The 25,714-nt window shown below is 37.0% G+C and carries 24 protein-coding genes; 17 read left to right on the plus strand and 7 right to left on the minus strand.

The features are described from left to right. Complete coding sequence (locus CPT03_RS02010; protein ID WP_099437278.1) at window positions 1-1,101, plus strand: NADH:flavin oxidoreductase; 1,101 nt, start codon at window positions 1-3, stop codon at window positions 1,099-1,101. A gap of 265 nt (window positions 1,102-1,366) precedes the next feature. Here CPT03_RS02010 and CPT03_RS02015 read toward each other — a convergent pair whose 3' ends face one another. Together CPT03_RS02015 and pyrE are read right to left on the minus strand one after the other, a co-directional pair. After that, window positions 1,367-1,765, minus strand: coding sequence for an SRPBCC family protein (locus CPT03_RS02015; RefSeq protein WP_099437279.1), 399 nt, complete (start codon window positions 1,763-1,765; stop codon window positions 1,367-1,369). A gap of 7 nt (window positions 1,766-1,772) precedes the next feature. Next, complete coding sequence (pyrE, locus tag CPT03_RS02020; protein ID WP_099437280.1) at window positions 1,773-2,432, minus strand: orotate phosphoribosyltransferase; 660 nt, start codon at window positions 2,430-2,432, stop codon at window positions 1,773-1,775. A gap of 55 nt (window positions 2,433-2,487) precedes the next feature. On the opposite strand from pyrE, the gene CPT03_RS02025 reads away from it, so the two are divergent. Beyond that, complete coding sequence (locus tag CPT03_RS02025) at window positions 2,488-3,090, plus strand: NUDIX hydrolase (protein ID WP_245869948.1); 603 nt, start codon at window positions 2,488-2,490, stop codon at window positions 3,088-3,090. Here CPT03_RS02025 and coaD read toward each other — a convergent pair. Genes coaD through CPT03_RS02040 form a run of 3 tightly spaced genes read right to left on the minus strand, consistent with a single transcriptional unit; the run spans window position 3,074 to window position 4,910 of the window. Beyond that, window positions 3,074-3,535 (minus strand): pantetheine-phosphate adenylyltransferase, encoded by a 462-nt coding sequence (coaD, locus tag CPT03_RS02030; RefSeq protein ID WP_099437282.1) that lies wholly within the window; start codon window positions 3,533-3,535, stop codon window positions 3,074-3,076. The two genes, CPT03_RS02025 and coaD, sit on opposite strands and share 17 nt — an antisense overlap. A gap of 11 nt (window positions 3,536-3,546) precedes the next feature. Continuing rightward, window positions 3,547-4,089: an RsmD family RNA methyltransferase gene (locus CPT03_RS02035; RefSeq protein WP_099437283.1), complete on the minus strand. Its 543-nt coding sequence runs from the start codon at window positions 4,087-4,089 to the stop codon at window positions 3,547-3,549. Then, complete coding sequence (locus CPT03_RS02040) at window positions 4,080-4,910, minus strand: DUF3822 family protein (protein WP_099437284.1); 831 nt, start codon at window positions 4,908-4,910, stop codon at window positions 4,080-4,082. Before CPT03_RS02040 ends, CPT03_RS02035 begins: the two co-directional genes overlap by 10 nt. A 52-nt stretch (window positions 4,911-4,962) precedes the next feature. Here CPT03_RS02040 and CPT03_RS02045 point away from each other — a divergent pair, with 52 nt between their 5' ends. The 4 genes from CPT03_RS02045 to CPT03_RS02060 all read left to right on the plus strand — a co-directional run bounded on the left by CPT03_RS02045 (window position 4,963) and on the right by CPT03_RS02060 (window position 9,305). Further along, window positions 4,963-6,399, plus strand: a complete 1,437-nt coding sequence (locus tag CPT03_RS02045) for an ATP-dependent RecD-like DNA helicase (RefSeq protein ID WP_099437285.1) — start codon at window positions 4,963-4,965, stop codon at window positions 6,397-6,399. 22 nt (window positions 6,400-6,421) lie between these two features. Continuing rightward, window positions 6,422-7,111: an MCP four helix bundle domain-containing protein gene (locus CPT03_RS02050; protein ID WP_099437286.1), complete on the plus strand. Its 690-nt coding sequence runs from the start codon at window positions 6,422-6,424 to the stop codon at window positions 7,109-7,111. Between the two features lie 61 nt (window positions 7,112-7,172). Continuing rightward, window positions 7,173-7,583, plus strand: a complete 411-nt coding sequence (locus tag CPT03_RS02055) for a GtrA family protein (protein ID WP_099440976.1) — start codon at window positions 7,173-7,175, stop codon at window positions 7,581-7,583. A gap of 15 nt (window positions 7,584-7,598) precedes the next feature. Beyond that, window positions 7,599-9,305, plus strand: a complete 1,707-nt coding sequence (locus CPT03_RS02060) for an ArnT family glycosyltransferase (protein ID WP_099437287.1) — start codon at window positions 7,599-7,601, stop codon at window positions 9,303-9,305. A gap of 118 nt (window positions 9,306-9,423) precedes the next feature. On the opposite strand, the gene CPT03_RS02065 is transcribed toward CPT03_RS02060, so the two are convergent. After that, entirely contained in the window at window positions 9,424-9,720 is a 297-nt protein-coding gene (locus CPT03_RS02065) for a Dabb family protein (protein ID WP_099437288.1), read from the minus strand. Window positions 9,721-10,053: 333 nt separating this feature from the next. Between CPT03_RS02065 and CPT03_RS02070 the strand changes: the two genes are divergently transcribed. The 8 genes from CPT03_RS02070 to CPT03_RS02105 are packed head-to-tail and all read left to right on the plus strand — an operon-like array spanning window position 10,054 to window position 18,275. Continuing rightward, the gene (locus CPT03_RS02070; RefSeq protein ID WP_410522624.1) at window positions 10,054-11,016 is read left to right on the plus strand and encodes an AAA family ATPase; all 963 of its coding nucleotides are present in this window, start codon (window positions 10,054-10,056) and stop codon (window positions 11,014-11,016) included. A 3-nt stretch (window positions 11,017-11,019) separates the two neighbouring features. Beyond that, window positions 11,020-11,895 carry a DUF58 domain-containing protein gene (locus CPT03_RS02075; protein ID WP_099437289.1) on the plus strand — a complete coding sequence of 292 codons (876 nt, stop codon included), beginning with the start codon at window positions 11,020-11,022 and terminating at the stop codon, window positions 11,893-11,895. A gap of 4 nt (window positions 11,896-11,899) precedes the next feature. Beyond that, a complete protein-coding gene (locus CPT03_RS02080) occupies window positions 11,900-12,871 on the plus strand; it encodes a BatD family protein (RefSeq protein WP_099437290.1) in 972 nt (323 codons plus the stop codon). Further along, window positions 12,858-13,862 carry a vWA domain-containing protein gene (locus CPT03_RS02085; RefSeq protein WP_216641588.1) on the plus strand — a complete coding sequence of 335 codons (1,005 nt, stop codon included), beginning with the start codon at window positions 12,858-12,860 and terminating at the stop codon, window positions 13,860-13,862. Before CPT03_RS02080 ends, CPT03_RS02085 begins: the two co-directional genes overlap by 14 nt. Window positions 13,863-13,865: 3 nt before the next feature. Then, window positions 13,866-14,903: a vWA domain-containing protein gene (locus CPT03_RS02090; RefSeq protein ID WP_099437291.1), complete on the plus strand. Its 1,038-nt coding sequence runs from the start codon at window positions 13,866-13,868 to the stop codon at window positions 14,901-14,903. After that, entirely contained in the window at window positions 14,903-15,658 is a 756-nt protein-coding gene (locus CPT03_RS02095) for a tetratricopeptide repeat protein (protein ID WP_099437292.1), read from the plus strand. Before CPT03_RS02090 ends, CPT03_RS02095 begins: the two co-directional genes overlap by 1 nt. Window positions 15,659-15,685: 27 nt before the next feature. Beyond that, window positions 15,686-17,509 (plus strand): BatD family protein, encoded by a 1,824-nt coding sequence (locus CPT03_RS02100; protein WP_245869949.1) that lies wholly within the window; start codon window positions 15,686-15,688, stop codon window positions 17,507-17,509. Window positions 17,510-17,546: 37 nt separating this feature from the next. Next, window positions 17,547-18,275 (plus strand): tetratricopeptide repeat protein, encoded by a 729-nt coding sequence (locus CPT03_RS02105; RefSeq protein WP_245869950.1) that lies wholly within the window; start codon window positions 17,547-17,549, stop codon window positions 18,273-18,275. A gap of 28 nt (window positions 18,276-18,303) precedes the next feature. On the opposite strand, the gene CPT03_RS02110 is transcribed toward CPT03_RS02105, so the two are convergent. Further along, the gene (locus tag CPT03_RS02110) at window positions 18,304-18,705 is read right to left on the minus strand and encodes a c-type cytochrome (protein ID WP_099437295.1); all 402 of its coding nucleotides are present in this window, start codon (window positions 18,703-18,705) and stop codon (window positions 18,304-18,306) included. A 123-nt stretch (window positions 18,706-18,828) separates the two neighbouring features. On the opposite strand from CPT03_RS02110, the gene CPT03_RS02115 reads away from it, so the two are divergent. From CPT03_RS02115 to CPT03_RS02125, 3 genes are all read left to right on the plus strand, one after another. Continuing rightward, window positions 18,829-20,523, plus strand: a complete 1,695-nt coding sequence (locus CPT03_RS02115; protein ID WP_157766318.1) for a glycoside hydrolase family 26 protein — start codon at window positions 18,829-18,831, stop codon at window positions 20,521-20,523. Window positions 20,524-20,597: 74 nt separating this feature from the next. Then, window positions 20,598-21,929: a glycoside hydrolase family 2 TIM barrel-domain containing protein gene (locus CPT03_RS02120; protein ID WP_157766319.1), complete on the plus strand. Its 1,332-nt coding sequence runs from the start codon at window positions 20,598-20,600 to the stop codon at window positions 21,927-21,929. Beyond that, window positions 21,904-25,692, plus strand: coding sequence for a glycosyltransferase family 2 protein (locus tag CPT03_RS02125; RefSeq protein ID WP_099437297.1), 3,789 nt, complete (start codon window positions 21,904-21,906; stop codon window positions 25,690-25,692). The genes CPT03_RS02120 and CPT03_RS02125 overlap by 26 nt, the downstream gene beginning before the upstream one ends. The last annotated feature ends 22 nt before the right edge of the window (window positions 25,693-25,714 follow it).

Raw genomic sequence — 25,714 nt, forward strand, 5'->3', positions numbered from 1 at the left:
ATGAGTACAGAAACTTTGTTCAGACCATTTAGTTTAAAATCATTAAATATAAAAAACAGAATAGTAATGGCACCGATGACGCGTTCATTCTCGCCAGGAGGAGTACCAACAGCTGATGTTGCTGCATACTATTCAAAAAGAGCGGCCGGAGAGGTAGGCTTAATCCTTTCAGAAGGAACAGTTATTGATCGTGTTTCATCATCAAATGATCCTAATATCCCCCATTTTTATGGAGATGCAGCATTAGCAGGATGGAAAGACGTTATTAATGGTGTTCACCATGCGGGTGGTAGCATGGGCCCACAAATATGGCATATGGGTATAATGGACAATCATCATTCCGGCTGGGTGCCTTCAGCACCTTTCGAAGGTCCGTCTGATCTGAACAGGCCAGGCTTTTCGAATGGGGTAGCCATGACCGAAGAGGATATTGAGGCAGCCATTAAAGCTTACGGAAAGGCTGCAGCAGATGCTAAAAGACTAGGTTTTGATTGTGTTGAGTTACATGGTGCCCATGGTTATTTAATTGACCAGTTTTTCTGGGATGGAACCAATAACCGTACGGATAGCTATGGTGGTAAAACATTAGCTGAACGCACTAAGTTTGCTGTAGAGGTTATTAAAGAAGTAAGAAGACAGGTAGGCGAAGATTTTACTATAATTTTAAGATTATCGCAATGGAAACCATCTGATTATAATTTGCAGCTGGCCAAAACTCCATTAGAAATGGAGCAATGGCTGCAACCTTTGGTTGATGCCGGAGTAGATATTTTTCACTGTTCACAACGTCGTTTCTGGGAACCTGAATTTGAAGGTTCTGATCTTAATTTTGCAGGATGGGCTAAAAAAATTACAGGAAAAGCAACAATTACTGTAGGATCTGTTGGTTTATCAGGAGAGTTCCTTGCAGCATTTAAAGGCGAAAGCTCTGAGCCAAGTTCTTTGGAAGAATTAATAAGAAGAATGGATAGGGGAGATTTTGATTTGGTTGCTGTAGGCAGACCACTACTTGCTGATGCCAAATGGGTGCAAAAAATCCGCGATGAGCGTACTGCTGAATTAAAGGGATTTTCAAGAGAAGCATTAATGCAGCTGTTGTAGTTATCCTGCTTAATCTGTTGCCTTGTTGCCTATACCATTTCCTCACATAGTTCACACCTTCTACACACATCCTTCACAAAAAGGTACCTGTTTGTGTATTTGGTGTGAAGGATGTGTGAAGAAGGTGTGAAGAAACACTAATCTTGTGAAGAACTGCGCTATTTCGAAATGATAGGGAAGTGCTGAAAATAAAAAAAGCTGGCCATATGGCCAGCTTTCGGACGATTATTAAGGGTATACTACCTGCAACAAGTGCAAGTATGTATTATTTTAATACTTCAGCTAATCTTTCTGTCTGATGATCAGCAAGGCTTTGCAAAGGTTTTGCAGCCAGCATTTTCATCATCATATTAAGATCTGCAGAGATAATATGTTTTGCAATAGTTCCACCGTTACCATTATCAGTTACGGTCCATTTTAATTCAACATCAAAAGGAGGTTTTTCTGTAGGTATTGCAATTAATTCTTTGTTTTCTATACGCTCAGATACTTTAATGGCCAATTTAGCCATGTTCTGAATAGTAAAACTGGCTTCGTCTGTTGTAGAAGACCAATTGTAAATATGCTCGGGCATTAACTGCTGATGATTATTCAGATCAGCTAAAAATGCATATACCTTTTCAATCGGCAGGTTTAATTCTACCGAACTTTCAATAACTGTCATTATAATATTAAGTTAATTGTTCTAATTCTTTCCCCCAGTCAGAAGGATTTCTACGCCATTTAGCAAGCAAGTCTACATCGTTTTGTGCAATGAAGCTATGCTCAGCTGCATATTCTATTAGGGTATTGTAGTTAGAAAGTGTAGAGAAACGGCATTTTGCTTCTTTGAAGTTTTCTTCTGCCAGATCAAAGCCATAAGTAAAGATGGCAACTAACCCTGCAACAGAAAGGCCTGCGTTTCTTAAGGCTTCAACAGCCTGAAGACTGCTTTTTCCTGTCGAAATTAAATCTTCTATAACCACAACGCGTTGTCCTTCAACTATTTCTCCTTCAATTAAGCTTCCGGTTCCGTGCTCTTTTGCTTTTGACCTAACATAAGCGAAAGGTAAACCAAGCTCCTGAGCAACCAATGCACCCTGAGGTATACCGGCAGTTGCAACACCAGCAATTAAATCAACAGAACCATATTCTTCCTGTATCAACTGCGTAAGCTTTTGTCTGATGTAAGTTCTAACAGAAGGATGGGAAAGTGTGATCCTATTGTCACAATAAATAGGCGATTTCCAACCCGATGCCCATGTAAATGGATTATTAGGTTGTAACTTTATTGCTTTTATTTGTAATAAAAATTCAGCTACCTTTAATTCAATATCACTTTTATTATACATGGCCCAAAATTACAGAATTTATATCAACGATAACACTTTGTTTATAGCAGATTTAATGCCTAAACAGGTTAAGAAGATCCAACAGATTGACATACAGGATTTTGATTTCGAAATATTCTACAAAAATTTAGCAAGAGTATCTGGAAAAGACTATATTTTGCTAGACGCTGACCCTAAAAAATTGTTTAAGAAGATTAAGAAGAGCTGCGAACTTATTAAAGCAGCAGGCGGTTTGGTTAAGAACGCCAAAGGCAATTATCTTTTTATTTTTAGAAATAAAAAGTGGGATTTACCTAAAGGGAAGGTAGAAAAAGACGAAAAAATGAAGGATGCAGCGCTTCGCGAAGTAGAAGAAGAGTGCGGTGTTAAAATTTACACTAATGATGAGAAATTGTGTAAAACTTATCATGTTTATTCCCTTGATACCAGGTTGGTGCTTAAGAAAACCAATTGGTACAGTATGACTGTTAAAGGAGAACCTAAACTGATTCCTCAAAAAGAAGAAGGAATAACCAAGGCCAGCTGGTTAAGCAAACTGGAACTTAATCAGGTATTGAAAAATACTTATCCCTCTATTGTACAGGTATTGGACGTTGGTGGACTTTTAGATAATAAACTGGTAGTAAAACCAGCTTTACAGGCTATAAAAAAGGTATAGCCTGCTGCGGTAAAAACTTACTTACATCGCCATTGTTACGCAGAATATCGCGTACAATGGTTGAGCTTATTGCCGAATACTCTGGTTTACTTAAAATAATTATTGTTTCTACTTCGGGCATCATAGTCTGATTGATTTGTGCAATTGCTTTCTCGTACTCAAAATCAGAAACAGAACGTACACCTCTAACCATGTACTGCGCGTTTATTAGTTTACAGAAATCAACTGTAAGGCCTTCGTATAGTTCTACTTCTACTTTTGGCTCTTGCTCAAAAACTTTTTTTACAATTTCTTCACGTTTATCTGCCGAAAGGAATCCTTGTTTGGAGCTATTTAGGCCAATACCCACTACTATTTTATCAAATAATGGCAGGGCGCGTTTTAAAATATCTACGTGAGCTATCGTGATTGGGTCAAATGAGCCCGGAAATAGTGCAATTTTCATACTTAAATATACTAATTGGGGGCTTTTTCAAAAAAACTAAATGAAGAGTTACCATATCTTCTGGTTTCGGTATAACCCGGTTGGTTGTTTAGCTTTAATAACGATGGATGCTCTACTATAAGCAAACCATTATCTGTTAACAGGTTATTTTTCATTACCAGTTCCGGAATTAATGGTATAGTTGGCAAATTGTAAGGAGGATCCGCAAAAATAATCTGGTAGGATTTTGTATGACTTTGCAAAAACTTAAACACATCGGCTTTTTGCACATCAATTTCATTTAGCTTATATTTTTCGATAACAGATTTTACCCAATAAACGCAGCCTGAGTGTTTATCAACCGCGGTTACATGCTCAATTCCTCTTGATGCAAATTCGAAACTGATATTTCCTGTTCCGCAAAACAAATCGAGAACGGTACAGCTATCAAAATCGTAAGTATTGTAAAGTATATTAAAAAGGGCCTCTTTAGCCATATCTGTTGTGGGCCTTACCGGAAGGCTTTCGGGTGCATTAAAGCGAATACCCTTTAGTTTTCCGCCAATTATCCGCATTGGTCAAGAGCTAATAAGCTGCTGTAATAATGAGCAGGCATGTCATCTAATATTTTATTGTCGGCTTTGTTTCCTGTTGTAGAGGTGAAGTTTATTGCATTGAAATATTTTTCAATGCATTTGTATTGGCCATCTCCTTCGTTAATAATTCCGCTTAGATGGATATTGGTGTTTAAGGCATCAATATTTAGCTGGTTGATTATGAAGAGCAGGTAGTAGTTAAATTCCTCGGTATTTTCGATTTGAAAGTAGTTTTGGAATATCAATTTACCACCATCTGTATATATAGCATTAAATGAGCCTACAGTAAAATCAAGTGTCAGGCTAAGGTTATCATTGTTTTTTGAAAGCTCCAAAACCGGTGCCGCATGATCAAATAACCGGCAGTTTGACAGAGAAATATTTAAACTTTCTTCTATGAACTTGTTTAGCGTAAATATGGATGTGAATCCAAAATTTGCAGAAGGCTGAGTGTAAAGGTTGTTAGATTGTTCTTCGGTAAAGAACTTTGCATAATCATTTAAACTCTGCTCATTGAACAAGTCGTTAGGTATAGCTATTGAATTTTCTGTATGTACCGAAGCCTTAATTTCTTTAAACGGCAAACTTAAATAGCTGTCTGTTCTTAGTTTTTCGGATAGCTGTTTGCTTACATTCTGGCATTCCTGCTGGTCGTATACAGCTTTAAGCTGGTTACTGCTTTTATCTATAATAGCATACGAAAAACTATCGGCAGTAATTTTTATTAACAGGTTGCAGTTTGTTGCGGTATTAGGGTCGAACTCCGGATCAACTAATAATATGCTATTTTTGCTGTTCATATGAACAAAATTAATCCTTTTTTCTATAACATCACCATTGCATATTTGTTAAATGGATAAAGCGTCCCTTATTGCCCAGTCTTATCAATTTACTCCGACAGCAGAACAGTTTACTTTTTGCAGTGAAATGGCCTCCTTTTTATCGAGGCAATTGGATAATCAGTGTTTTATACTGAGGGGCTATGCCGGTACCGGTAAAACTACATCGGTAGCGGCACTGGTAAAAGCATTATCTAAGTTTACTTTGCGTTCTGTATTGTTGGCGCCGACAGGAAGGGCCGCAAAGGTGATGAGCAATTATACCGGCCGAAAGGCATTAACCATCCATAAAAAAATCTATAGAAAAAGAACTGCTGTATCTACAGATATGTCGTTCCAGTTGGCGCCAAACCTGGCCGAACATACATTGTTTATTATTGATGAGGCTTCTATGATTGCCGACGAATGGAACACGCAAACGGGTTCATCTTTTTTAAAGGATCTGATGGAGTTTGTATACAACGGTAAAAATTGCGCAGTTGTTTTTGTAGGTGATACGGCACAGCTGCCTCCGGTTGGAAGTATAGATAGTCCGGCTTTAAATAAGGAATATGTTGCTTCAAATTTTGGGATGCGGGTAACCGCTGTAGAGCTGAAAGAGGTAGTTCGCCAGGAAAAAAAATCAGGAATATTAGCTAATGCTACCATGCTTAGGCAATTGATTAATGCTGACAACGAAACGGATAAGGTTGAACTGCCAAAGTTTATTACTAAAAACTATAAGGATATTTTTAGAATGACTGGCGTAAAGCTGGTTGAGGGGCTGGAGTATGCTTATAATAAGTTCGGGATAGAGAATTCGCTTGTTGTTTGCAGGTCTAATAAATCTGCTAATGTTTACAATCAGCAAATCAGGGCCAGGCTGTTGTACAGAGAAGAGGAGCTGACAGGTGGAGACCAGATTATGGTGGTTAGGAATAACTATTTCTGGTTGCCCGACAACGAATCGGCGGCGTTTATTGCGAATGGAGACATGGCAAGAATACGCAGGGTAAGGGGTATTGAAGAGCGTTATGGTTTCCGCTTTTGCGAAGTACAGCTGGAATTTCTTGATTTTCCGGAGGCTGGCGAAGTTACCTGCAAAGTTATGCTTGATACACTTACTGCCGAAACTCCAAACCTTTCTTATGAACAAAGTAATAAGCTTTTTGAAGGTTTGAATGTTGATTATGCTCATCTTACCAATAAGAAAGAGCGTTTTAATGCAATTAAAGATGATCCGTATTATAATGCGCTTCAAATTAAGTTTGCTTATGCGGTAACCTGCCATAAGGCTCAGGGTGGGCAATGGGATGCTGTATTTGTTGATCAGGGCTATTTAACTGATGAAATGATTGATATGGATTTTTTAAGATGGCTTTATACTGGGGTAACACGGGCAAAAAAAGAATTATTTTTAGTAAATTTTGCACAAAACCTATTTGCTTCTGCTGCCGAAGAGCAATTTTAAATGCTAACCTGAAACTACTGTTATGAGATTTGCTTACTCTATTAAACAAAAAATGAAAATTGCAATGCTGTTATTCTGTATAATGGCTTGTACTATATTGATCAGGTTTTTAGAAGATAAAAGTGTAAAAAGCATGAATGAGTCGTTTGTATCAATGTATAACGACCGCCTTATTCCTGCTACCGACTTGTTTTACGTTGCAGAGAATGCTTATGCAAAGAAATCTATGATTGAGGATTTTTTACATGCTGCTTATGAGCAATCTTTTAATCCGGCTACTTTTAAAGCGCAGCTGGCTTATTATAACAAAGCGATAGATTCTTTAATTAAAAAGTATGAGAAAACTTTTCTTGTTAAGCAGGAAAAAGAAAAGCTGATTGTTTTAAAGGATGGTTTGGAAAGTACGGGGAAAATTGAAAATCAGATTATGGCATTTGCCGATAAAAAAGATATAGCAAGTGCGCGAAAGCTTTATGATCAGGAGGGAAGGGCTTCATCAAAAGGAACAATTCAGAAATTATCTGAGCTAATGAGAATCCAGACCCAGGTTGGTGAGGAGCTAATTAAAGACACGGCTTTTATGGTTTCGGGAAGTAAATTATACTCAACACTGCAGGTTGCATTGGCTATTGTTATCGGTATTTTAATAGTAGGAATCGTTTTTACATCGAATGTTGTAAAAATCAATAATGATAAATTTAACCTTAATTAGTTATTTATTACAGGCTTTTCGATTACAGATTATTATGTTTGTTTCTGCAAAAAGCTACAATATGACATCAATAGCAGCCATTGAATTTAATAATGCTTTCTTTTTCAAGTTTTTAAAATTCGGGGTGGTGGGTTTTTCGGGCCTTATTGTTGATTTTAGTATTACCTATTTTTGTAAAGAAAAGCTCAAAATCCATAAATACATTTCCAATTCATTGGGTTTTATAGTAGCCACAGGTACAAACTACACACTTAACAGATACTGGACTTTTGATAATCATAATCCTGCCACGCTAATTCAGTTTGGTAAGTTTTTTGTGATTTCTTTAGCTGGCCTTGCCTTAAGTAACATGATTATTTATCTGTTGAACGACAGATTGAAATGGAATTTTTATGTTGCCAAGGCTTGTGCAATTGTAATAGTTTCACTGTGGAACTTTTTTGCTAACTATCTTTACACTTTTACCGGATAAACAATATTACAACCAATGCTGCAAACAAAGAAAAGTTCTGAACAGATATTGCTTTTATTTCTGGTTATATGGACTGCACTTAATATTATTCAGGCAGGTTTTGTTGAGGTTCATGCTGATGAGGCTTATTATTGGGTTTATTCCAGATTCCTTGACTGGGGGTATTTTGATCACCCACCAATGGTGGCTCTGTTTATTAAAATAGGAGATGCATTGCTGCCCTCAACATTGGGTTTAAGACTGTTTACTGTTATTACAAGTACCTTATCGGTTTACCTTTTATGGAAAATTGTAAGCCAGTATGCGCAAAATATTAAGCTGTTTATCCTGTTGTTTTCAGGAATAGTGCTTTTTCATGTTTATGGCTTTATAACTACTCCCGATTCTCCTCTGTTCTTTTTTACGGTACTGTTTTTTTATGTGTATCAGCGTTATGAGGCTGAGAATAAGATTAAATGGGCTTTAATATTGGCCCTGGTTATAGCTTGTTTACTGTATAGCAAGTATCATGGTATACTGGTTTTGTTTTTTACCATATTGTCTAATCTGAAACTATTAAAAAGACCCTCTTTTTGGTTTATTGTAGTCATTTCAATAGTTGCCTATCTGCCACATATATTATGGCAGGTTCATAATAATTATCCATCGTTTTACTATCATGTGATAGATCGTTCTGCGGCCTTTTATAAGTCTAGCTTTACCTCTGAATATTTGCTTGCGCAGCTTGCCCTTGCGGGACCTCTTATAGGTTGGTTTTTGTACAGATCGGCAGTGATTTTAAAATCTTCGGACAGCTTTATAAAAGCCATAAAATTTAATTTTTATGGAATATTTATATTCTTCTTATTTAGCACCTTAAAAGGAAGGGTTGAGGCACATTGGACATTGCCTGGCATGTTGTGTCTGTTTATTCTGGCCTACATTGTTATGGCAAGAAAGCCTGTTCCTAAATGGTTTGAGAAATTAGCGATTGTAAATATTGCCTTAATTGTGTTGGTGAGGCTGATACTTATTTTTCCTATTAATGCTTTGATGAAGGTAAATGTTATAGCTTATTATTTTGGAACAGAGAAATGGGCCAAACAAATACATGAAAAAGCAGGTGACTATCCGGTGATTTTTTATAATTCGTTTCAAACTCCATCGAGGTATAATTATTACAACCGGAGCACTAAAGGCTTTAGTTACGATTCGAGATATTACAGGAAAAACCAATATGACATATGGCCTTTAGAGGATAGCCTTAGAAATAAAAGGGCTTATTTTGTAATACCTGATAGCCATGGCAATAAGGTTAAACAAGATACAATTAATACGAGTAAGGGTGTGTTTTATGGATTGTGGATAGATAAGGTAAGGATGTATCAGAAGGTTTCTGTGAATCCTGTTGTAGCTCCTGCAGACTGGAAAAGTGGTGCTGCTGAGACTTTGAAGTTGAAAATAACCAATCCTTATAACGAAGCAATATCATTAGGTAATACAGGTGAAACCTGGAAGTGTTATTTAGAGTATGGGTTTAAAAAGGATGGTGATCTTAGCGAATTTAAGCCCATTGTAGCTGATTTAGAGAATGTTCATATTGGCCCTGGAGAATCTATAGAAATAGAAGGTGTAATACAGGCACCTGCTGAAGCAGGTAAGTATAAGATGATTTTGTCTTTAAGAACCGAACCCTTTTTAGGTGGCAGGAACAGCAATATGATTGGTGTTGAGGTGAGGTAAGGCACTTGTTATGTTCCTGGCAGATTTCGTCATTCTGAATTTATTTCAGAATCCCTCACGTGCTATACTTAGACCTGCTTAAGCGGGATTCTGAAATAAATTCAGAATGACGAACGAACTAGTGTGCGTCGTATATAATTACTTTTTCGAAAAGGCTACGGAATTCATCTAAGAATGCGGTGTGCAGGTGGTGTACCTGATATACATCGTGTCCGGCAAGATCTTCAAAGAGGATGCTAAGTGAAAAGGTATAAGTGGTATCAACAACTGCGCGTTCAATGGGTGCAGGTGTGCCGATATGTAGTGATTTAACAGATTCTACACCGTTAAGGGTTTCCAGACTTTTTCTGAAAGCAACTTTTTGTTCGTCGGTGGTGTCGGCTTTAAGCCAGAATAAAACGTGATGAGCTAGCATATGATATTTTTTTGGTAAATATAAAAAAGAATCGGAGATAGGTCCTAAGATCTATCCCCGAAATCTAAACTAGCGTGCAAAATAGAAACGGGAGATAACAGGAAAACGCTACAGGGCATTGAAATAAAACTGCTCAGAAGGTGAGTAATTTGAAGTTGCCGAAGGCAAAAATGTGATTTTTAACATATTTTAACATTAAACAGAGCCCTGTGGATTTGCGAAAGGGTGTAGGTTTGTCTAATTTTCGCAGCGAAAATAAATGGTTAAATGGAAGAAGTAAATAATACCACTGAAAGTTTGGCGTATGGAACCGATATCCGCGCACTGAACGAAATGATACAAAAGGAAAGCGCATTTATTGATCTGCTTTTTATGGAGATGGATAAAGTGATAGTTGGGCAGAGATATATGGTAGAGCGCTTAATGATTGGCTTGCTTGCAGATGGGCATATCTTGTTAGAAGGTGTACCGGGACTGGCAAAAACACTTGCCATCAATACCTTATCTAAAACTATTGATGCAGGCTTCAGCAGAATCCAGTTTACACCAGATCTATTACCTGCCGATTTACTGGGTACGATGATCTATAATCAGAAGAAAGAAGAATTTATTGTTAGAAAAGGTCCTTTGTTCTCTAATTTCATTCTTGCTGATGAGATTAACCGGGCACCGGCAAAAGTACAGAGTGCTTTGTTAGAGGCCATGCAGGAGCGCCAGGTAACTATTGGAGACAATACTTTTGAACTGCCTAAACCTTTTCTTGTTTTAGCAACACAGAATCCGATAGAACAAGAAGGAACGTATCCATTACCGGAAGCGCAGGTTGATAGGTTTATGCTTAAGGTAGTGATCGGGTATCCTAAAAAGGAAGATGAAAAGCTAATTATGAGAGCTAATATAGCGCCTCAGGGAATGGCTAAGCCTAAAGCTATCCTTCATCCTGATGATATTATCAGGGCAAGAAAGGTAGTGAGAGAGGTATATATGGATGAAAAAATTGAGCAGTACATTATTGATATTGTTTTTGCTACGCGCTACCCTGATCAATATAAACTGGCAGATTATAAAAACCTGATTAGTTTTGGAGCTTCGCCAAGGGCAAGTATAAATCTGGCCTTAGCTTCAAAAGCTTATGCTTTTATAAAAAGAAGGGGATATGTAATTCCGGAAGACGTAAGAGCTGTTTGCCATGATGTTTTAAGACACAGAATAGGCTTAACTTATGAGGCCGAGGCAGAGGATATTAATACAGAAGCCATCATTACCGGAATATTGAATGCAGTAGAAGTACCATAGCTTATGGATACCAAAGATCTCTTAAAGAAAGTAAGAAAGATTGAAATTAAAACCCGTGGATTAAGTAATCAGATCTTTTCAGGAGAATACCAGTCGGCATTTAAAGGTCGTGGTATGGCCTTTAGTGAAGTTCGGGAATACCAGATGGGTGATGAGATACGTACCATTGACTGGAATGTTACTGCCCGCTTTAATCACCCTTATGTAAAGGTGTTTGATGAAGAAAGGGAAATGACAGTGATGTTACTGGTGGATGTGAGCGGTTCTAAGAATTTTGGGACGCAAACTCAACAAAAACAAGAGCTGGCTACGGAGGTATGTGCCGTGCTGGCATTTTCGGCCATTCAGAACAATGATAAGGTAGGTGTATTGTTTTTTAGTGATAAAGTTGAAAAATTCATCCCTCCTAAAAAAGGGAGAAGCCACATTTTGATGATCATTAGGGAGCTGATAGATTTTAAACCTCAGAACAGGGGTACAAATGTAGCTGAAGCTTTAAGATACTTTACCAGTGCGATTAACAAAAGATGTACTTCGTTCCTGATCTCGGATTTTATGAGTAATTCTTTTGAGAATGAGCTTAAAATTGCCAATAGAAAACACGATCTTATTGCCCTGAGGTTATATGATTTGCACGAAGAAGAATTTCCGAACCTGGGGCTTATCCCTGTTAGGGATGAAGAAACGGGCGAGTATGAGTGGGTAAATACAGGAGATAAGCGGGTTAGGCATGCTTACAAAGTAGCGGCATTGGAGAGAAATGGGCGGTTAGAAGATCTTTTTAAGAGATCGGGAGTAGATTTTACGAAAATAGGTACTCATCAGTCATATATTAAACCATTAATGACATTATTTAAAAAACGCGAAGCCAGAAGGTAGGGATATGAAGCATTATTTTAATTTTAGCTGGTGTTTAATGTTATGCCTGGCTTGTTTTACTTATAAAAGCAATGCTCAGGATATAAAGGTAGAAGCCAGACTGGATAAGTCGACCATTGTTTTGGGAGACCAGACTATTTTGCGCTTAAGTGCCCAGATGCCGGTAAACGATAAAGTTGGTTTTCCTGCTTTGGCAGACACCATTTCTTCTAAAATACAGATTGTAGAGGTAGGAAAAACAGATACTATAGCTGATAAAACCAACCCAAAGGTAGTTACGATTAGTCGTCAATATACCATCACTTCTTTTGATGCAGGATTGCAGACCATTCCGGCCTTCTCACTGCAAGTGAATGCACAAAGTTTTAAAACAGATCCATTACCATTACAGGTTACTGCGGTTGCTGTTGATACTACAAAGGCAATTTATGATATTAAACAGCCGCTTGCTGTAAAATATTCATTTTTAGATTGGTTAAGGGATCATTGGCTGTGGGTTGTGATTTCGTTAGTTGCAATTTTACTGATTGCCGGACTGATCTTTTATCTATGGAAGAAAAGCAAAAATAAGCCGGTTAAGCAAGAGGTTAAGCCCTTGGTACCTGCAGATGTAACTGCTTTAAAAAAGCTTGCTGCCTTAAGAGATAAAAAATTATGGGAGCAGGAAGAAGTTAAACAATACCATATTGAACTTACTGATATTTTGAGAGAATACCTGGAAAAACGCTATCATATTAAAGCACTTGAGCAAACATCAGAAGAGATTTTTGCAAGTTTAAGGGGTATGGAAATTACTGATCAAAACAGGAGTAAGCTGCGTCAGATATTAATGCTGGCCGATCTTGTGAAGTTTGCTAAGGGAAAACCATTAAACCCGGAAAACGAACAAAGCATGGAGAATGCCATAGGTTTTGTGACAGATACTAAACAGATTAATCAATTACCAGAAAATAGAGCGCAAAATGAAACTGTTTAGTGGAATCGAATTTGCCAATCCAGGTTTTTTCTGGTTATTACTGCTGGTGCCTTTAATGGTTGGCTGGTACATTTGGCGCAACAAGAAGTTTCAGGGTACCATGCGGGTGTCGTCTGTTAAGGCGTTTATGGGCGTTAAGAAAAGTGGCTATGGTGTTTTGAGACATTATAGTATTGTACTGAAATCATTGGCCCTTATTGCGGTAATTATTGGTTTGGCAAGACCTCAGAGTGCATTGAGTTGGCAAAATTCAACAACCGAGGGGATAGATATAGTGATAGCTACTGATATTTCGGGAAGTATGCTTTCGGAAGATTTAAAGCCAAACAGGCTGGAGGCAGGAAAGAATATTGCCATTGATTTTATAAAAGACAGACCAGATGACAGGATTGGTCTTGTGGTGTTTAGTGGCGAAAGTTTTACGCAATGCCCGCTTACAATTGATCATGATGTATTAATTAACTTGTTTAAAGGTATTAATAATGGAATGATTGAAGATGGTACTGCAATAGGAATGGGGCTTGCCACGGCAGTTAACCGCCTAAAAGATAGTGAGGCAAAAAGTAAGGTGATCATTTTACTTACAGATGGGTCTAATACCGGTGGTTCAATTCCTCCGGTTACTGCTGCAGAGATTGCCAAACAAATGAATGTGCGGGTTTATACCGTTGGAGTAGGTACTAAAGGATATGCACCTTATCCGGTAAAGACCCCTTTTGGAGTTCAATACCAGCAAGTTCCGGTAACAATTGATGAGGGAACACTTTCGAGCATCGCGAAAATTACGGGAGGTAAGTACTTCCGGGCTACAAATAACGACAAGCTAAAGGAAATTTATCAGCAAATAGATCAACTGGAAAAGGCAAAGATAGCTGTTACGCAATATCATAAGAAAACAGAGCGCTTTTTGCCCTTTGCGCTAATTGCACTGGCTCTTTTGCTGGTTGAGTTTGGATTAAGAAATACATTGTTTAGAGGAGCTTTAACTTAAGATATGTTACGTTTTGAACACATAGCGTTTTTATGGGGGCTAGCTGCCATTCCATTGTTTATACTGGTCTTTTTTTTGGTGCGCAGTTGGAAAAGAAAGGCATTGGCCAGTCTTGGAGATAAAGCTACGGTTAGGAAGATGATTCCGGAAGTTTCATTTACCAGACCGGGGTTAAAGTTTATCTTTTTTACTGTTGCGTTTGCATCTTTAGTTATTGGAGCTGCCAATCCGCAGATTGGGACTAAGGTAGAAGAGGGTAAAAAAAGTGGCGCTGATTTGATGATTTTGCTTGATGTGTCTAACAGTATGCTTGCGGGAGATCTTTCGCCAAACAGACTTGAAAATGCTAAAAGAGCAATATCTCAGTTGATTGATAATTTGCATAACGACAGGATAGGGATTATCATTTTTGCAGGTGAGGCTTATGTTCAATTGCCTATAACAACCGACTATTCGGCTGCAAAGTTGTTTCTTAATAACATTAGTACTGATATAGTTCCGACACAAGGGACTGCTATTGGTGCTGCAATTGATATGGGAATGAAATCTTTTGATTTTGTGAACGGAACAAGTAAGGCAATGGTATTAATGACCGACGGAGAGAATTTTGAGGATGATGCTATTGCTGCTGCAAAAAGAGCAACCGACAAAAATGTGGCAATTCATGTTATTGGTCTTGGTTCTGTTGAAGGTGCCCCGGTTCCAATTTATCAGAATGGTAATCCGACAGGTTTTAGAAAAGATGAGAATGGCCAGACGGTTATTACCAAGCTAAATGAACAAATGTGTAAGGAGATTTCTGAAGCTGGCAATGGTGTGTACGTTAGGGCTTCGAATGCCAATAGCGGATTGGGAATTGTGATGAATCAAATTGGCAAAATGGAGCAAAAGACATTTGATAGTAAAGTGTTTAAGAATTATGAAGACAGGTTCCAGTTTTTCCTGGGGTTTGCTCTGATATTATTGGTTATAGAATTCTTTATCTCAAGTAAGAAGAACCTGAAATTAAGTGAGTTGAATTTGTTTGAAGTAAGAAAATAATGAAGCAGTTTATCATCGTCATAGTTATATTATTACAAGGTTCTTTGCTTTTTGCACAGAAGGAGAAGAAGTATATTCATAAAGGGAACCAATTGTATCAGGAAAAGAAATATGCAGAGGCTGAGGCAAGTTACAGGGAATCGGTTGATAAATCTAAAGCTTCTGTAGAGGGAAATTTTAATCTTGGTGATGCTTTGTATAAGCAGAAGAAATTTGATAATGCTGCGCAGAAGTTTACAGATATTGCATCATCTTCAGATAACAAGGCTGTAAAGGCCAAAGCTTACCATAACCTGGGTAATTCATTGTTAGAATCTAAAAAGCTGGAAGAGAGTATTGAAGCTTATAAAAAATCATTAATAAATAATCCTAAAGATGATGAGACAAGATACAATCTTGCTTATGCTCAGGAAAAGCTGAAACAACAACAGCAACAGAAGAATAAGGATAAAAATAAAGACAAAAATAAAAAGGATCAGGATAAGAAGGACAAGGACAAAAAAGACCAGGACAAAGATCAAAATAAAGATAACAAGGATCAGCAAAATAAAGATCAGCAGAACAAGGATAAAGACAAGCAGGATCAGGACAAAAAGGACCAGAAAGATGGACAACAGCCACAACCTGATAAATTATCGAAGGAAGATGCTGAAAGGATGCTTGAGGCCTTAAAGAATGAAGAAAAGAACACTCAGGATAAACTGAAAAACAAAAAAGCAAAAGGCGTAAAAGGCCGTATTGTTAAAGATTGGTAGACTGAGTATTTTTGCGCTAAAATGAAAATGAAACACTACTATATATTGTCGCTATTGCTGCTGTGGACAAGCACCATATTTGCAAATGGAATAAAGCCAGGTGCACAGGATGTAAAAGTTACTGCAACAGTAAGTAAGAACGTGGTAGGAACAGGAGAGGTATTTGAAATTAGTTTTTCGGTTAATGGAAATATAGAATCATTTAATCCGCCGGCGCTTAATGGTTTTCAGGTTGTAGGTGGACCAAATCAGTCATCAAGTTATTCCTCTATTAATGGAAGTACAACATCCAGTATGTCTGTTAGTTATGATCTGGTTGCGGTTAAAGAAGGTGAATTTGTTATTGGACCTGCAGTAGTGGGAGTTAATGGTAAGCAGATCAAATCAAATGCTGTTAAAGTAAAAGTAGTAAAAGGAAGAGCGGTACCTCAGGGAAATGCAGCCCAACCACAAAGAGATCAGGTTGCAGATGGGAATAGTACAGATATTTCAAAGCGTTTATTTTTGAGGGCCGTAGCTAATAAAACCAATGTTTATATAGGCGAACAATTCTCAGTTTCTTACAAGCTGTATACCAATATTGATCTGGTAGATAATGCACTTGATAAATTGCCGGATTTTAATGGTTTTTGGAGTCAGGAGATAAAAAACAATAACCCCAATGTACAGTGGGAGGTTGAAAGCTATAATGGTGTAAAGTATCATGTTGCCACCCTTAAACAGATTATTCTGTTTCCGGAGCGCTTTGGTAAGCTTACACTTGATCCGCTGGCAATGACTTTTGTGGTTAGGCAGGCTGCACCTTCAAATGATCCTATTGAACAGTTTTTTGGTGGATCTTATAAGGATACGAAGTATAAGATTAAAAGTTCGCCAATTACCATTAACGTGAAACCTTTGCCGGAAGCCGGAAAACCTGAGGGTTTTAATGGTGCTGTTGGAAATTTCTCTATTGGTGCTAACTTGGATAAAACTTCAGTTAAGGCAAATGAGGCATTAAACTATGCCCTTAAAATTACAGGATCGGGTAATTTAAAGCTGTTGAAAGCACCGGAGTTAACTCTGCCTGCCGATATTGAGAAGTATGACCCTAAGGTAAATGATAATATCAATGAAAGCATGACCGGGGTTTCGGGTAGCAGAGAATATAGCTACCTGCTTATTCCAAGGCATGAAGGGAATTATACTATTGAGCCGTTAAAGTTCTCTTACTTTAACCCTTCTACAGGAAAATATGTGTCACTTTCAACAGGGTCATTTGCTGTTAAGGTAGCTAAAGGTGACCCCGGATCGAATGTTACTGCCTATGCCGCAGGGGGGCAACAAGATGTTAAAATGCTGGCAAAGGATATTGCTTACATTAGAACTGGAAACTCCGGATTGACCAGGGATGGAGAGGGTTTTTATGGATCGGCTTTATACTATGCGCTTCTTTGTACAGGGCCTGTTTTATTCTTAGCCGCATTTGGATACAGGAAGTGGTATAGAGAAAATAATAGGGACATTGTAAAAGTAAAGGGTAGAAATGCAAATAAAGTTGCTGCCAAACATTTAGCCAATGCCCAGAAACAGCTACTTAGTGGTGATAAAAAAGTTTTCTATGAGGATGTTTACAGAGGACTTTATGGCTATTTAAGTGATAAATTGAATATCTCGGCTGCGGATTTAAATAAAGACAATATAAGAGGTCAACTTAAGGCAAGAGCTGTTAATGAATCATTGATTGATCAATTGACAGAAACACTTGACTTGTGTGAAATGGCCAGATATGCACCTATTACCGGTATATCTGAACAAGAGGTATTTGATAAAGCCAAGGCTATCATTAATGATATAGAAAACAATGCATAATCGTTTGAAACACTTTTTTTATAGTTTTATACTGTTGGTGATATCACCGTTATTTTTATGTGCAAAGGAGAATCCAGAGACTTTATTTGCAAAGGGTAACGGTCAGTATGCAAAGGCACAATATAAAGAAGCAGCCCAATCTTATGAGGAAGTATTGAAGGATGGGTACAAATCTGCTGATGTATATTTTAACCTTGGCAATGCCTATTATAAGATGGGGGAAATGGCACCTGCTATTCTTTATTACGAAAAAGCATACAAACTTACACCCGGCGATCAGGAAATCAGTTTGAATCTTCAGCTCGCCAATTTAAAAATTGCAGATAAAATAGACGCAGTTCCGGAATTTTTTTTGGCAAAATGGTGGAAATCATTTGTCTTATTTTTTTCAGTCCAAGCCTTATCTGTATTTGCGGTTGTGCTTTTATTGTTAGGCTTTACCTTGCTGATTGTATATCTTTTTGCTGAATTGATGACAATTAAGAAGCCTGCATTTTATGCCGGGATATGTTTAATTGTTTTGGGATTGCTATCGGTATTTATAGGTAATTTACAGAATAGCTACCTGCATAATAGCACTCAGGCTATTGTATTTAACGGCACGGTGAATGTAAAAAGTGGACCTGATGAGAAAGGAAAGACTTTGTTTGTTATCCATGAAGGAACCAAAGTTACCATTAAGCAAAATGATGACAACTGGATTAAAGTTGAATTGCCTAATGGAAACATTGGTTGGATAGAATCTGTTGCTGTGAAGGAAATTTAAATCCTTCTTTAATCAATACTGATTTATTTTACTTGGTTTGCGGATGTTCTTTTCCGTTATGACAAGTAATGCAGGAAATGGCGATAAGGGCTTTTCCATCTTTATCTGTGCTGCCAATTGGATGAAAATATTTTTTATTAATTTTCATTGTCATGCGCATCATATTTCTGGCAATTTCCTTTTCGTGTTTTTCATCGCTGGCAAAATCAAGCTTTTTAGGGTCGTCTTTTCTTGCAGCATGGCAGAAGTTGCATTTTACGCCTAAAGCTGTTTTAAAGCCCTCCATAACTTCCTTAAGTTGATCGTGACTTATATTTTTTGGGAGGACCTTAAGATTTGTTGGTTTTTCGTCGGCCTGGGGCATAAATGCACTAAGCATAACAACTGTACTTAATAATACAGATAAAGTGATGGTTTTTTTGTAGGTCATTTTAAGTGGTTTGATAAACTAATATACTAAAAATCAATTTAGATTTCTACTGCTATTATGGCATTAATTTTTAAGGGTTATATTTACATCTTCAGATTTAGATTAGATATACAGCTTAATAAAATGAAACAAAAAAAACGCATCTTCTTTTTTACTGCTATAATATTATTGGTTATACTTTTTGGCAGTTTTCTGTATTTTAAACCCACAATCAGAACTATGGTTGTTAATGAATTCAGAGATAGATCGTATGAGAGATTAGTTGGGGTATATGATGAAAATAAAGAAGTTCCGGCCGATGTTATAAATAACATTAAGCATGTTTCGGTAAAGTGGAAATCCTTTTCCTTAAGTTCTAACAAGCAGGCTCTTCAAAAAGCAATAACAGAAAATAAGAATATTCTGATCACTATTGAAACATGGCCAAGTTTTAATACCGAAAATGCCTCAGTTCTTGATGAGGTTTTGAAAGGTAAATACGACGAGGAGATTAAAACATTAGCAAATTTAGCTAATCAAAGTAAAGGAAATGTTTTTGTACGATGGAACCCCGAAATGGAAGTTCCGGTAGTTCAATACCCGTGGCAGTATCAATCTCCTGTAAAGTATATTGAAGCATTTAACCATTTTGCAGGATACTTAAAAAAACTTTCAAATAAGGCTAAAATTGTTTGGTCGCCTACAGGTTATCCGGGTGATTCGGAATTCTGGCCGGGAAAGGATAATGTAGATCTAATTAGTGTTGTGATGGGAAGTGGTGGCGAAAATGTATCAAAGGCTTATCCTTCGGCTTCATCTGACTTTGATAATTTAAGACTGAAGCTTCACAGACTCCGATTTATGGATAAACCGGTTTTGATATTGTCGGCAGATGGGATGGGAACCATTAAGAGAACAGATTCTCTCCTTAAAAAGATTGAGGTAGAAAGAAACTTGTATAAAAGCACCGTATACTCGAAGGAAAATTCAAAGGAACCTTTCATCAACAATCATGTTAGAAAACATCTAGAACTAGGTGTATTTGACCCTATGAAAAGGTTAATACATGAACCATATATAAATGTTGAACACCTGTTTGTGGACTGGGGCGAAATACAAAGAGGCGAATTTTTAAAGAAATTTAATGAGGTTATAGCCAGAAAGCATGATGTTATTTTAACCATGGAGCCCTGGAAAGATGCCAGTAATATTGCTGATTCGAATGTATTGCAGAATACATTAAATGGGAAATATGATAAAGAGATTTCTAAACTCTATAGTGTAATTTCTGGTGTTGAGCAAACTGTCTATTTACGTTGGGCGCATGAGATGGAAATACCTATTCATCGTTATTCATGGCAAAGTCAGGATCCGGTTGTATATATAAATACCTACCGGTATTTTATGAACTTTCTGAAAGAGAAACCTAAAAATATTAAAAGGGTGTGGGGGCCGGCAGGAGATAGAGGTTCTGCAGACTGGTATCCTGGTAATGATGTGGTTGATTACATTAGTATTGCAATATATGGCTTGCCTGATAAAAATATTACTGATGAAAATATGCAGGAATCATTTAGTGCTATATTTTCTCGTAAAAGCTATAGAATGAGGTTTTTCAATAAGCCAATATTTATAACCGAGTTCGGTGTAAAGGGATCAGAGAAATACCAGGATAAATGGTTAATTGATGCGGCTGAAACAATTAATGAAAATAAGCAGATTTTTGGTGCATGTTATTTTAATTTATACGACAATCCAAAAGCATGGGGTCATATAAAGGCACCTGATTGGAGTATAAGCGAGAAATCACTAAGGAAATTCAATTCGGAACTGAAATAATGTTTTACTTTAAGATAATAAAGTTTTAAGTGTTTGTGCGGATTTATTATATTTAGCCTGTTATAATATTTGGGATGCTCTTAACTTTAAGAAAATATTTCTTCTTTTTTCTCTTTTTAAGTACGTTGTATGCTTGCTCAGACAACCAATCTAAACGATCTGGTAAAGTTTTTATCGAGCAGAAAGATGGGAATTTTAGGTTATTTAGAAATGGTAAACCCTTTGAAATTAAGGGGGCAGCTGGTTCTGAACATTTAGACCTATTGGCTGAGCTTGGGGGGAATACGATCAAAACATGGGATACAACTCATATTGATTCTGTATTAAAAAAGGCAAACGAGGCAAATGTTGCTGTGATAATTGGCTTGCCAATTCCGGAAAGCAAGCATATGTACTTTTATAATGACGATGCACAGGTTGCCAGCCAGTTTAAAGCTATACAAAAGTTAGTGAATAGAGTTAAAAACAACCCATCGGTGTTGATGTGGTGTGTTGGGAATGAGCTTGTTTTTCCGCATAAGCCATCATTTAATAAATTCTATAGCGCATTTAACAATATTGTTGATATGATTCATCGCGATGATCCTGATCATCCTGTTACCACTACGATGATTAACTTTCAGCGTAAAACTATCTTTAACTTAAAAATGCGTACCAATGTAGATATTATATCTTTCAATATTTTTGGAAAAATCGAATCTCTTAGTCAGGAGTTAAAAGATTTCTCATGGTTTTGGAAGGGACCTTATCTATTAACAGAGTGGGGAATTGATGGGCCATGGGATGGGACTGCAGAAACGGCCTGGGGTGCAAAAATTGAGCAAACAAGCACAAAAAAGGCTGAGCAGTATTACGCAAGATACAAAGATAAAATGCCTGTAAATGATCACAGATTGCTAGGTTCATTTATTTTTTACTGGGGGCAGAAACAAGAAACTACACATACCTGGTTTAGTATTTTTGATGAGGCCGGAAACAAAACGGAAGTAGTAGATGCTGCCGAAGCGATTTGGAAAGGGAAACCGCTGGTAAGTCCAGCTCCTCAAATAAATTATATGCTTCTTGATAGTAAGGGAGCAAAGGATGATATCTTTTTAAGGTCAAACGAGAAAAGTACTGCAGAGGTATTTATGTTAAATAGCAATGCAAAGATTAAAAGAATTGTATGGGAGATTTATCCTGAAGATTGGTATAAAATCAATAATATAAATAACATCAAAAAACCTTTACTTATAAAGGGACTTATTGAAGAAACTAAGGATTTGAAGGTTATTTTTAATACCCCTCTAAAGGATGGTCCATACAGGATATTTGCAACAATATATGATGATAAAGGTTATGTGGCAACATGTAATACACCATTCTACGTATTAAAAACAGATGAAGATAGTAGAGCCAGTAATTAACCCGACGAGAAAACAGACTTTCACTTTGCGCCTAATGATTTTCATTGGGTTGCTCTGCATGTTTTTGTTTCTTAGAGAACTGTTGTTAACGGATGCAGAAAGCATTCCATTGTATTGGATGCTGATGGCAACGCTAATTTTCATGTGCCTCAAAATAGTACATGAATGGATACATTACTTTTACATTACTGTACCAGAAACGCCTAAAGAGGAAAAGAAATATACTGTAGATATATTTACTACTTTTTGTGCAGGGGAGCCCTATGAGATGATTAACGAAACGTTAATCGCTATAAAAGCAATAAAATATCCTCATAATACCTTTTTATGTGATGAAGCTGATGATCCTTATTTAAGAAAGCTGTGTGAGGAACTTGGTGTAATTCATGTTACCAGAATAAAAAAAATCAACGCAAAGGCAGGGAATATCAATAATGCATTACAGCAGTCATCTGCTGAGCTTTGTGTGGTATTGGATCCTGATCATGTGCCTTTCCCTGATTTTTTGGATCCGATAGTTAGTCATTTTAATAACCCTGAGGTTGGATTTGTGCAAATAGTACAATCTTATAAAAACTACGATCAAAGTTTAATAGCTAAAGGAGCTGCCCAGCAGACATTTCAATTTTATGGCCCGATAATGATGACCATGAATAAGTATGGGACTGTGCTTGCTATTGGAGCTAATTGTACTTTTAGACGTTCGGCATTGGATTCTATTGGTGGGCATGCGGCCGGATTGGCAGAGGATATGCACACTGCAATGCAATTACATGCAAAAGGCTGGAAATCAGTGTATGTACCCGCAGTATTAGCAAGAGGCTTGGTGCCAAGTACCTTATCTGCATATTATAGTCAGCAATTAAAGTGGTCAAGGGGTGTTTTTGAACTATTGGTAACTTCTTATCCGCAATTATTTAAGAAGTTTACCTGGCAGCAAAAGCTGCATTATGGTATTATACCAATGCACTATTTATCGGGGGTTATTTTCCTTATTAATTTTTTAATCCCAATATTCTCTTTGATTTTTAATACCAGCCCGATAAATATCGTTTTCTTCAATTTCATAACAATAAGTTTCCCATTGGTGATGTCGATAATCCTGATAAGGCATTTTGTGCAAAGATGGGTAATGGAAGAAGAGGAGCGTGGGTTCCATGTTGTTGGAGGGTTGCTAATGATTGGAACATGGTGGATATTTATTATAGGTTTATTCTATACTATTTTACGCAAAAAGGTTCCATATAATCCGACACCAAAGGATGGAAGAGACGAGAATAATTGGGGTTTAAATGTTCCGAATTTGGCTGTAATTGCAATTTCTCTCTTCTCGATAATATTTGGATTGTATAAGGACTGGAACCCTTACAATTTAATAATGGCGGGATTTGCGGGGCTTAATTGTGTTATATTGTCATTTACAATAGTGGCAAGCAGGCAAAGTCAATTCAGGAAGTTAAAGAGGAAAGTGCCGGTACTGAATTCCGTAATGAGTTATGTTTCGGAATTTAAAGCACGCTTCTGGAAACTTCGAAGAAAAATATATAGCGGTGTTAGAAGTACCGCCTTAATGATAACTACACTTATTGTTTGTGGGGCAGTCTATTTTGTAAATACCCATTCCAGCAATGATGTAAAATCACCTCCGTATAATTACAATAAAGATATATTGATTTCAGGGATATTTGCTCCTGAAAGCAGCAATGGGCTAACAGACTTAAACCTTGTTAAACAATATGAAAATCAGAGTAAATTACGTTTTGGAATAGTTTCTCTTTATATCCCCTGGGGAGATCATGCTGAATCAAGCCTGCCTGGTGGACTTATTGATTCGATTTATAAGTCAAACGCTATTCCGATGATTAGTTGGGAGCCATGGCAGAGTTTGTTTGATAAGGTGAAAAATGTTGAAGAAGGTAAAAAGGAAGAAAAAGTATTCTCACGTATTGTTAAGGGTGACTATGATCATTATTTAAATACTTTTTCTAAGCAAATAAAGTCGCTTAAGCGCCCTGTTTTTATTCGATTTGCCCACGAAGCAGACAATCCGCAATATCCGTGGTCTGCTAAAGGAGGGAATACATCGGGTGAGTTTAAAGAAGGCTGGAAGTATGTTCATGACTACTTTGCTAATAATGGGGTTTATAATGCAATATGGGTTTGGAATCCGTGGAAACCAGATGCTGTTTCGACATATTTCCCAGGAAGGGAGTATGTTGATTGGATAGGTGTTACTAATTTAAACTATGGCACCAAAAATGGCAGTAACAGCTGGTATAGTATGGAGCAGCTTTATCAACCATTCCATAAAAATCCAGTTTTTAAAACTGGATTACCTGTTATGCTTGCGGAAATGGGATCATTACCGGGCGAAGGTAAACAAGACCAATGGTTTCAAGGCGCTTTTAAAAGTATTAGAAATAAGTTTCCCGAAATTAAAGCTGTTGTGTTCTTTAATAGCAATTTGGATAGAAACACGATTGATACAGCTTTTGGTAAACCTTTGGATTGGAAAATTAAGGACTTTAGTAAAGTAGGACTGGCAGTAAAAAAATATAACAAAAAGCGCAGCTGGATAAAACAGCCAATAGTAACGGAAACTTCTGTTGACAGTACTTCAAATGCAGTAAATGTTAGAAATGCCGAGGTTTTAGCTGAAATAAAGGGAATTAATTATGCCAAAGGACAAAACTGGTCTACAAATTATCATGCATTAAAAAAGAAAGAAATTGTTGCAGATTTTTCGGAAATGAAACGTATTGGCTTTAATACTATAAAATATTTTGGGCCAAGTGTATATGATCGAAATGTATTAAATGCGGCTAGTGATAACGGACTTAAAATAGCTTATAGTTATTGGCTTCCAGATAATAGTAACTTTATAACTGATATAAAAGCTTTAAATGCTTTTGCTGATAAAGTGTTAAATACAGTTGCTAAATTGAAGGGTAGAAAAGATATTATTTTGTGGAATATTGCCAATACACCACTCCGTAAACTTGATCAGGATTATTACATGCCCGACTTGTTTTCTCCTCGTGAAGCATACATCAACTGGTTGCGTAAATTAATAAATGAGATTAAAAAAATAGATCCAAGCAGACCAGTTACTGTAGATCTATATGTAAACAATAGTTTGAAAAGTAATATAGCAATGCTCCACAGCAGGATTCCTGGGATTGATTACTTCGGTTTGGTTGCCGATCAATATTCAGATACTACTTCTATGGCAGAAATTAAGAACTTTAAAGAGCCTTATTTCTTTAGCAGAATCAGTACCTCAGGGTTTTTAAAGCATAAGGACAATAAGGCTGGTCTATTTATAAGCAATTGGCAAGATGAAATGACCAATCAATTTGTAACATTTGATGGTCTTAAGGATTACTCAGGAAAAAACAAGTTTGAATTTTATCAGATAGCTAATCAATGGACAGGTGCCCAATTGCCGGCGAAAATACCAATGATAAAGGTATTGTTGCCATCGGTAACAATATTTGCTAATACCTTTGTAACCTACAATGCCCTCGTGTTTACTTCAAACGAATGGCATTTAGCTAAGCCTGATGCAAAATTAAGGTTTAAGTGGAATCTGGTAAAAATTGATGGCTATGGTACCCCTATTGAAGTAACAGAACTAGGGGAGGGGAATAGTATGACATTAAATGTTCCTGAAAATCCTTCAGGGTATAAGCTCTACCTCTATGCTATGAGTGATAATGAAGTTAAGATTGTTAGCACCAAACTTAATATTCCATTGAATTAGAAACCAGTAATAAAGGCTACTT

Source organism: Pedobacter ginsengisoli, assembly GCF_002736205.1.
GTDB lineage: Bacteria > Bacteroidota > Bacteroidia > Sphingobacteriales > Sphingobacteriaceae > Pedobacter > Pedobacter ginsengisoli_A.

What these genes read in the sequence shown, in the direction of transcription:
- coaD (WP_099437282.1), bottom strand. Translation starts at nt 3,535, where the DNA reads ATGAAAATTGCACTATTTCCGGGCTCATTTGACCCAATCACGATAGCT.
- CPT03_RS02120 (WP_157766319.1), top strand. Translation starts at nt 20,598, where the DNA reads ATGCTCTTAACTTTAAGAAAATATTTCTTCTTTTTTCTCTTTTTAAGT.
- CPT03_RS02115 (WP_157766318.1), top strand. Translation starts at nt 18,829, where the DNA reads ATGAAACAAAAAAAACGCATCTTCTTTTTTACTGCTATAATATTATTG.
- CPT03_RS02035 (WP_099437283.1), bottom strand. Translation starts at nt 4,089, where the DNA reads ATGCGGATAATTGGCGGAAAACTAAAGGGTATTCGCTTTAATGCACCC.
- CPT03_RS02095 (WP_099437292.1), top strand. Translation starts at nt 14,903, where the DNA reads ATGAAGCAGTTTATCATCGTCATAGTTATATTATTACAAGGTTCTTTG.
- CPT03_RS02090 (WP_099437291.1), top strand. Translation starts at nt 13,866, where the DNA reads ATGTTACGTTTTGAACACATAGCGTTTTTATGGGGGCTAGCTGCCATT.
- CPT03_RS02085 (WP_216641588.1), top strand. Translation starts at nt 12,858, where the DNA reads ATGAAACTGTTTAGTGGAATCGAATTTGCCAATCCAGGTTTTTTCTGG.
- CPT03_RS02075 (WP_099437289.1), top strand. Translation starts at nt 11,020, where the DNA reads ATGGATACCAAAGATCTCTTAAAGAAAGTAAGAAAGATTGAAATTAAA.
- CPT03_RS02055 (WP_099440976.1), top strand. Translation starts at nt 7,173, where the DNA reads ATGACATCAATAGCAGCCATTGAATTTAATAATGCTTTCTTTTTCAAG.
- CPT03_RS02100 (WP_245869949.1), top strand. Translation starts at nt 15,686, where the DNA reads ATGAAACACTACTATATATTGTCGCTATTGCTGCTGTGGACAAGCACC.
- CPT03_RS02110 (WP_099437295.1), bottom strand. Translation starts at nt 18,705, where the DNA reads ATGACCTACAAAAAAACCATCACTTTATCTGTATTATTAAGTACAGTT.
- CPT03_RS02050 (WP_099437286.1), top strand. Translation starts at nt 6,422, where the DNA reads ATGAGATTTGCTTACTCTATTAAACAAAAAATGAAAATTGCAATGCTG.
- pyrE (WP_099437280.1), bottom strand. Translation starts at nt 2,432, where the DNA reads ATGTATAATAAAAGTGATATTGAATTAAAGGTAGCTGAATTTTTATTA.
- CPT03_RS02060 (WP_099437287.1), top strand. Translation starts at nt 7,599, where the DNA reads ATGCTGCAAACAAAGAAAAGTTCTGAACAGATATTGCTTTTATTTCTG.
- CPT03_RS02010 (WP_099437278.1), top strand. Translation starts at nt 1, where the DNA reads ATGAGTACAGAAACTTTGTTCAGACCATTTAGTTTAAAATCATTAAAT.
- CPT03_RS02125 (WP_099437297.1), top strand. Translation starts at nt 21,904, where the DNA reads ATGAAGATAGTAGAGCCAGTAATTAACCCGACGAGAAAACAGACTTTC.
- CPT03_RS02015 (WP_099437279.1), bottom strand. Translation starts at nt 1,765, where the DNA reads ATGACAGTTATTGAAAGTTCGGTAGAATTAAACCTGCCGATTGAAAAG.
- CPT03_RS02045 (WP_099437285.1), top strand. Translation starts at nt 4,963, where the DNA reads ATGGATAAAGCGTCCCTTATTGCCCAGTCTTATCAATTTACTCCGACA.
- CPT03_RS02040 (WP_099437284.1), bottom strand. Translation starts at nt 4,910, where the DNA reads ATGAACAGCAAAAATAGCATATTATTAGTTGATCCGGAGTTCGACCCT.
- CPT03_RS02080 (WP_099437290.1), top strand. Translation starts at nt 11,900, where the DNA reads ATGAAGCATTATTTTAATTTTAGCTGGTGTTTAATGTTATGCCTGGCT.
- CPT03_RS02065 (WP_099437288.1), bottom strand. Translation starts at nt 9,720, where the DNA reads ATGCTAGCTCATCACGTTTTATTCTGGCTTAAAGCCGACACCACCGAC.
- CPT03_RS02070 (WP_410522624.1), top strand. Translation starts at nt 10,054, where the DNA reads ATGATACAAAAGGAAAGCGCATTTATTGATCTGCTTTTTATGGAGATG.
- CPT03_RS02025 (WP_245869948.1), top strand. Translation starts at nt 2,488, where the DNA reads ATGCCTAAACAGGTTAAGAAGATCCAACAGATTGACATACAGGATTTT.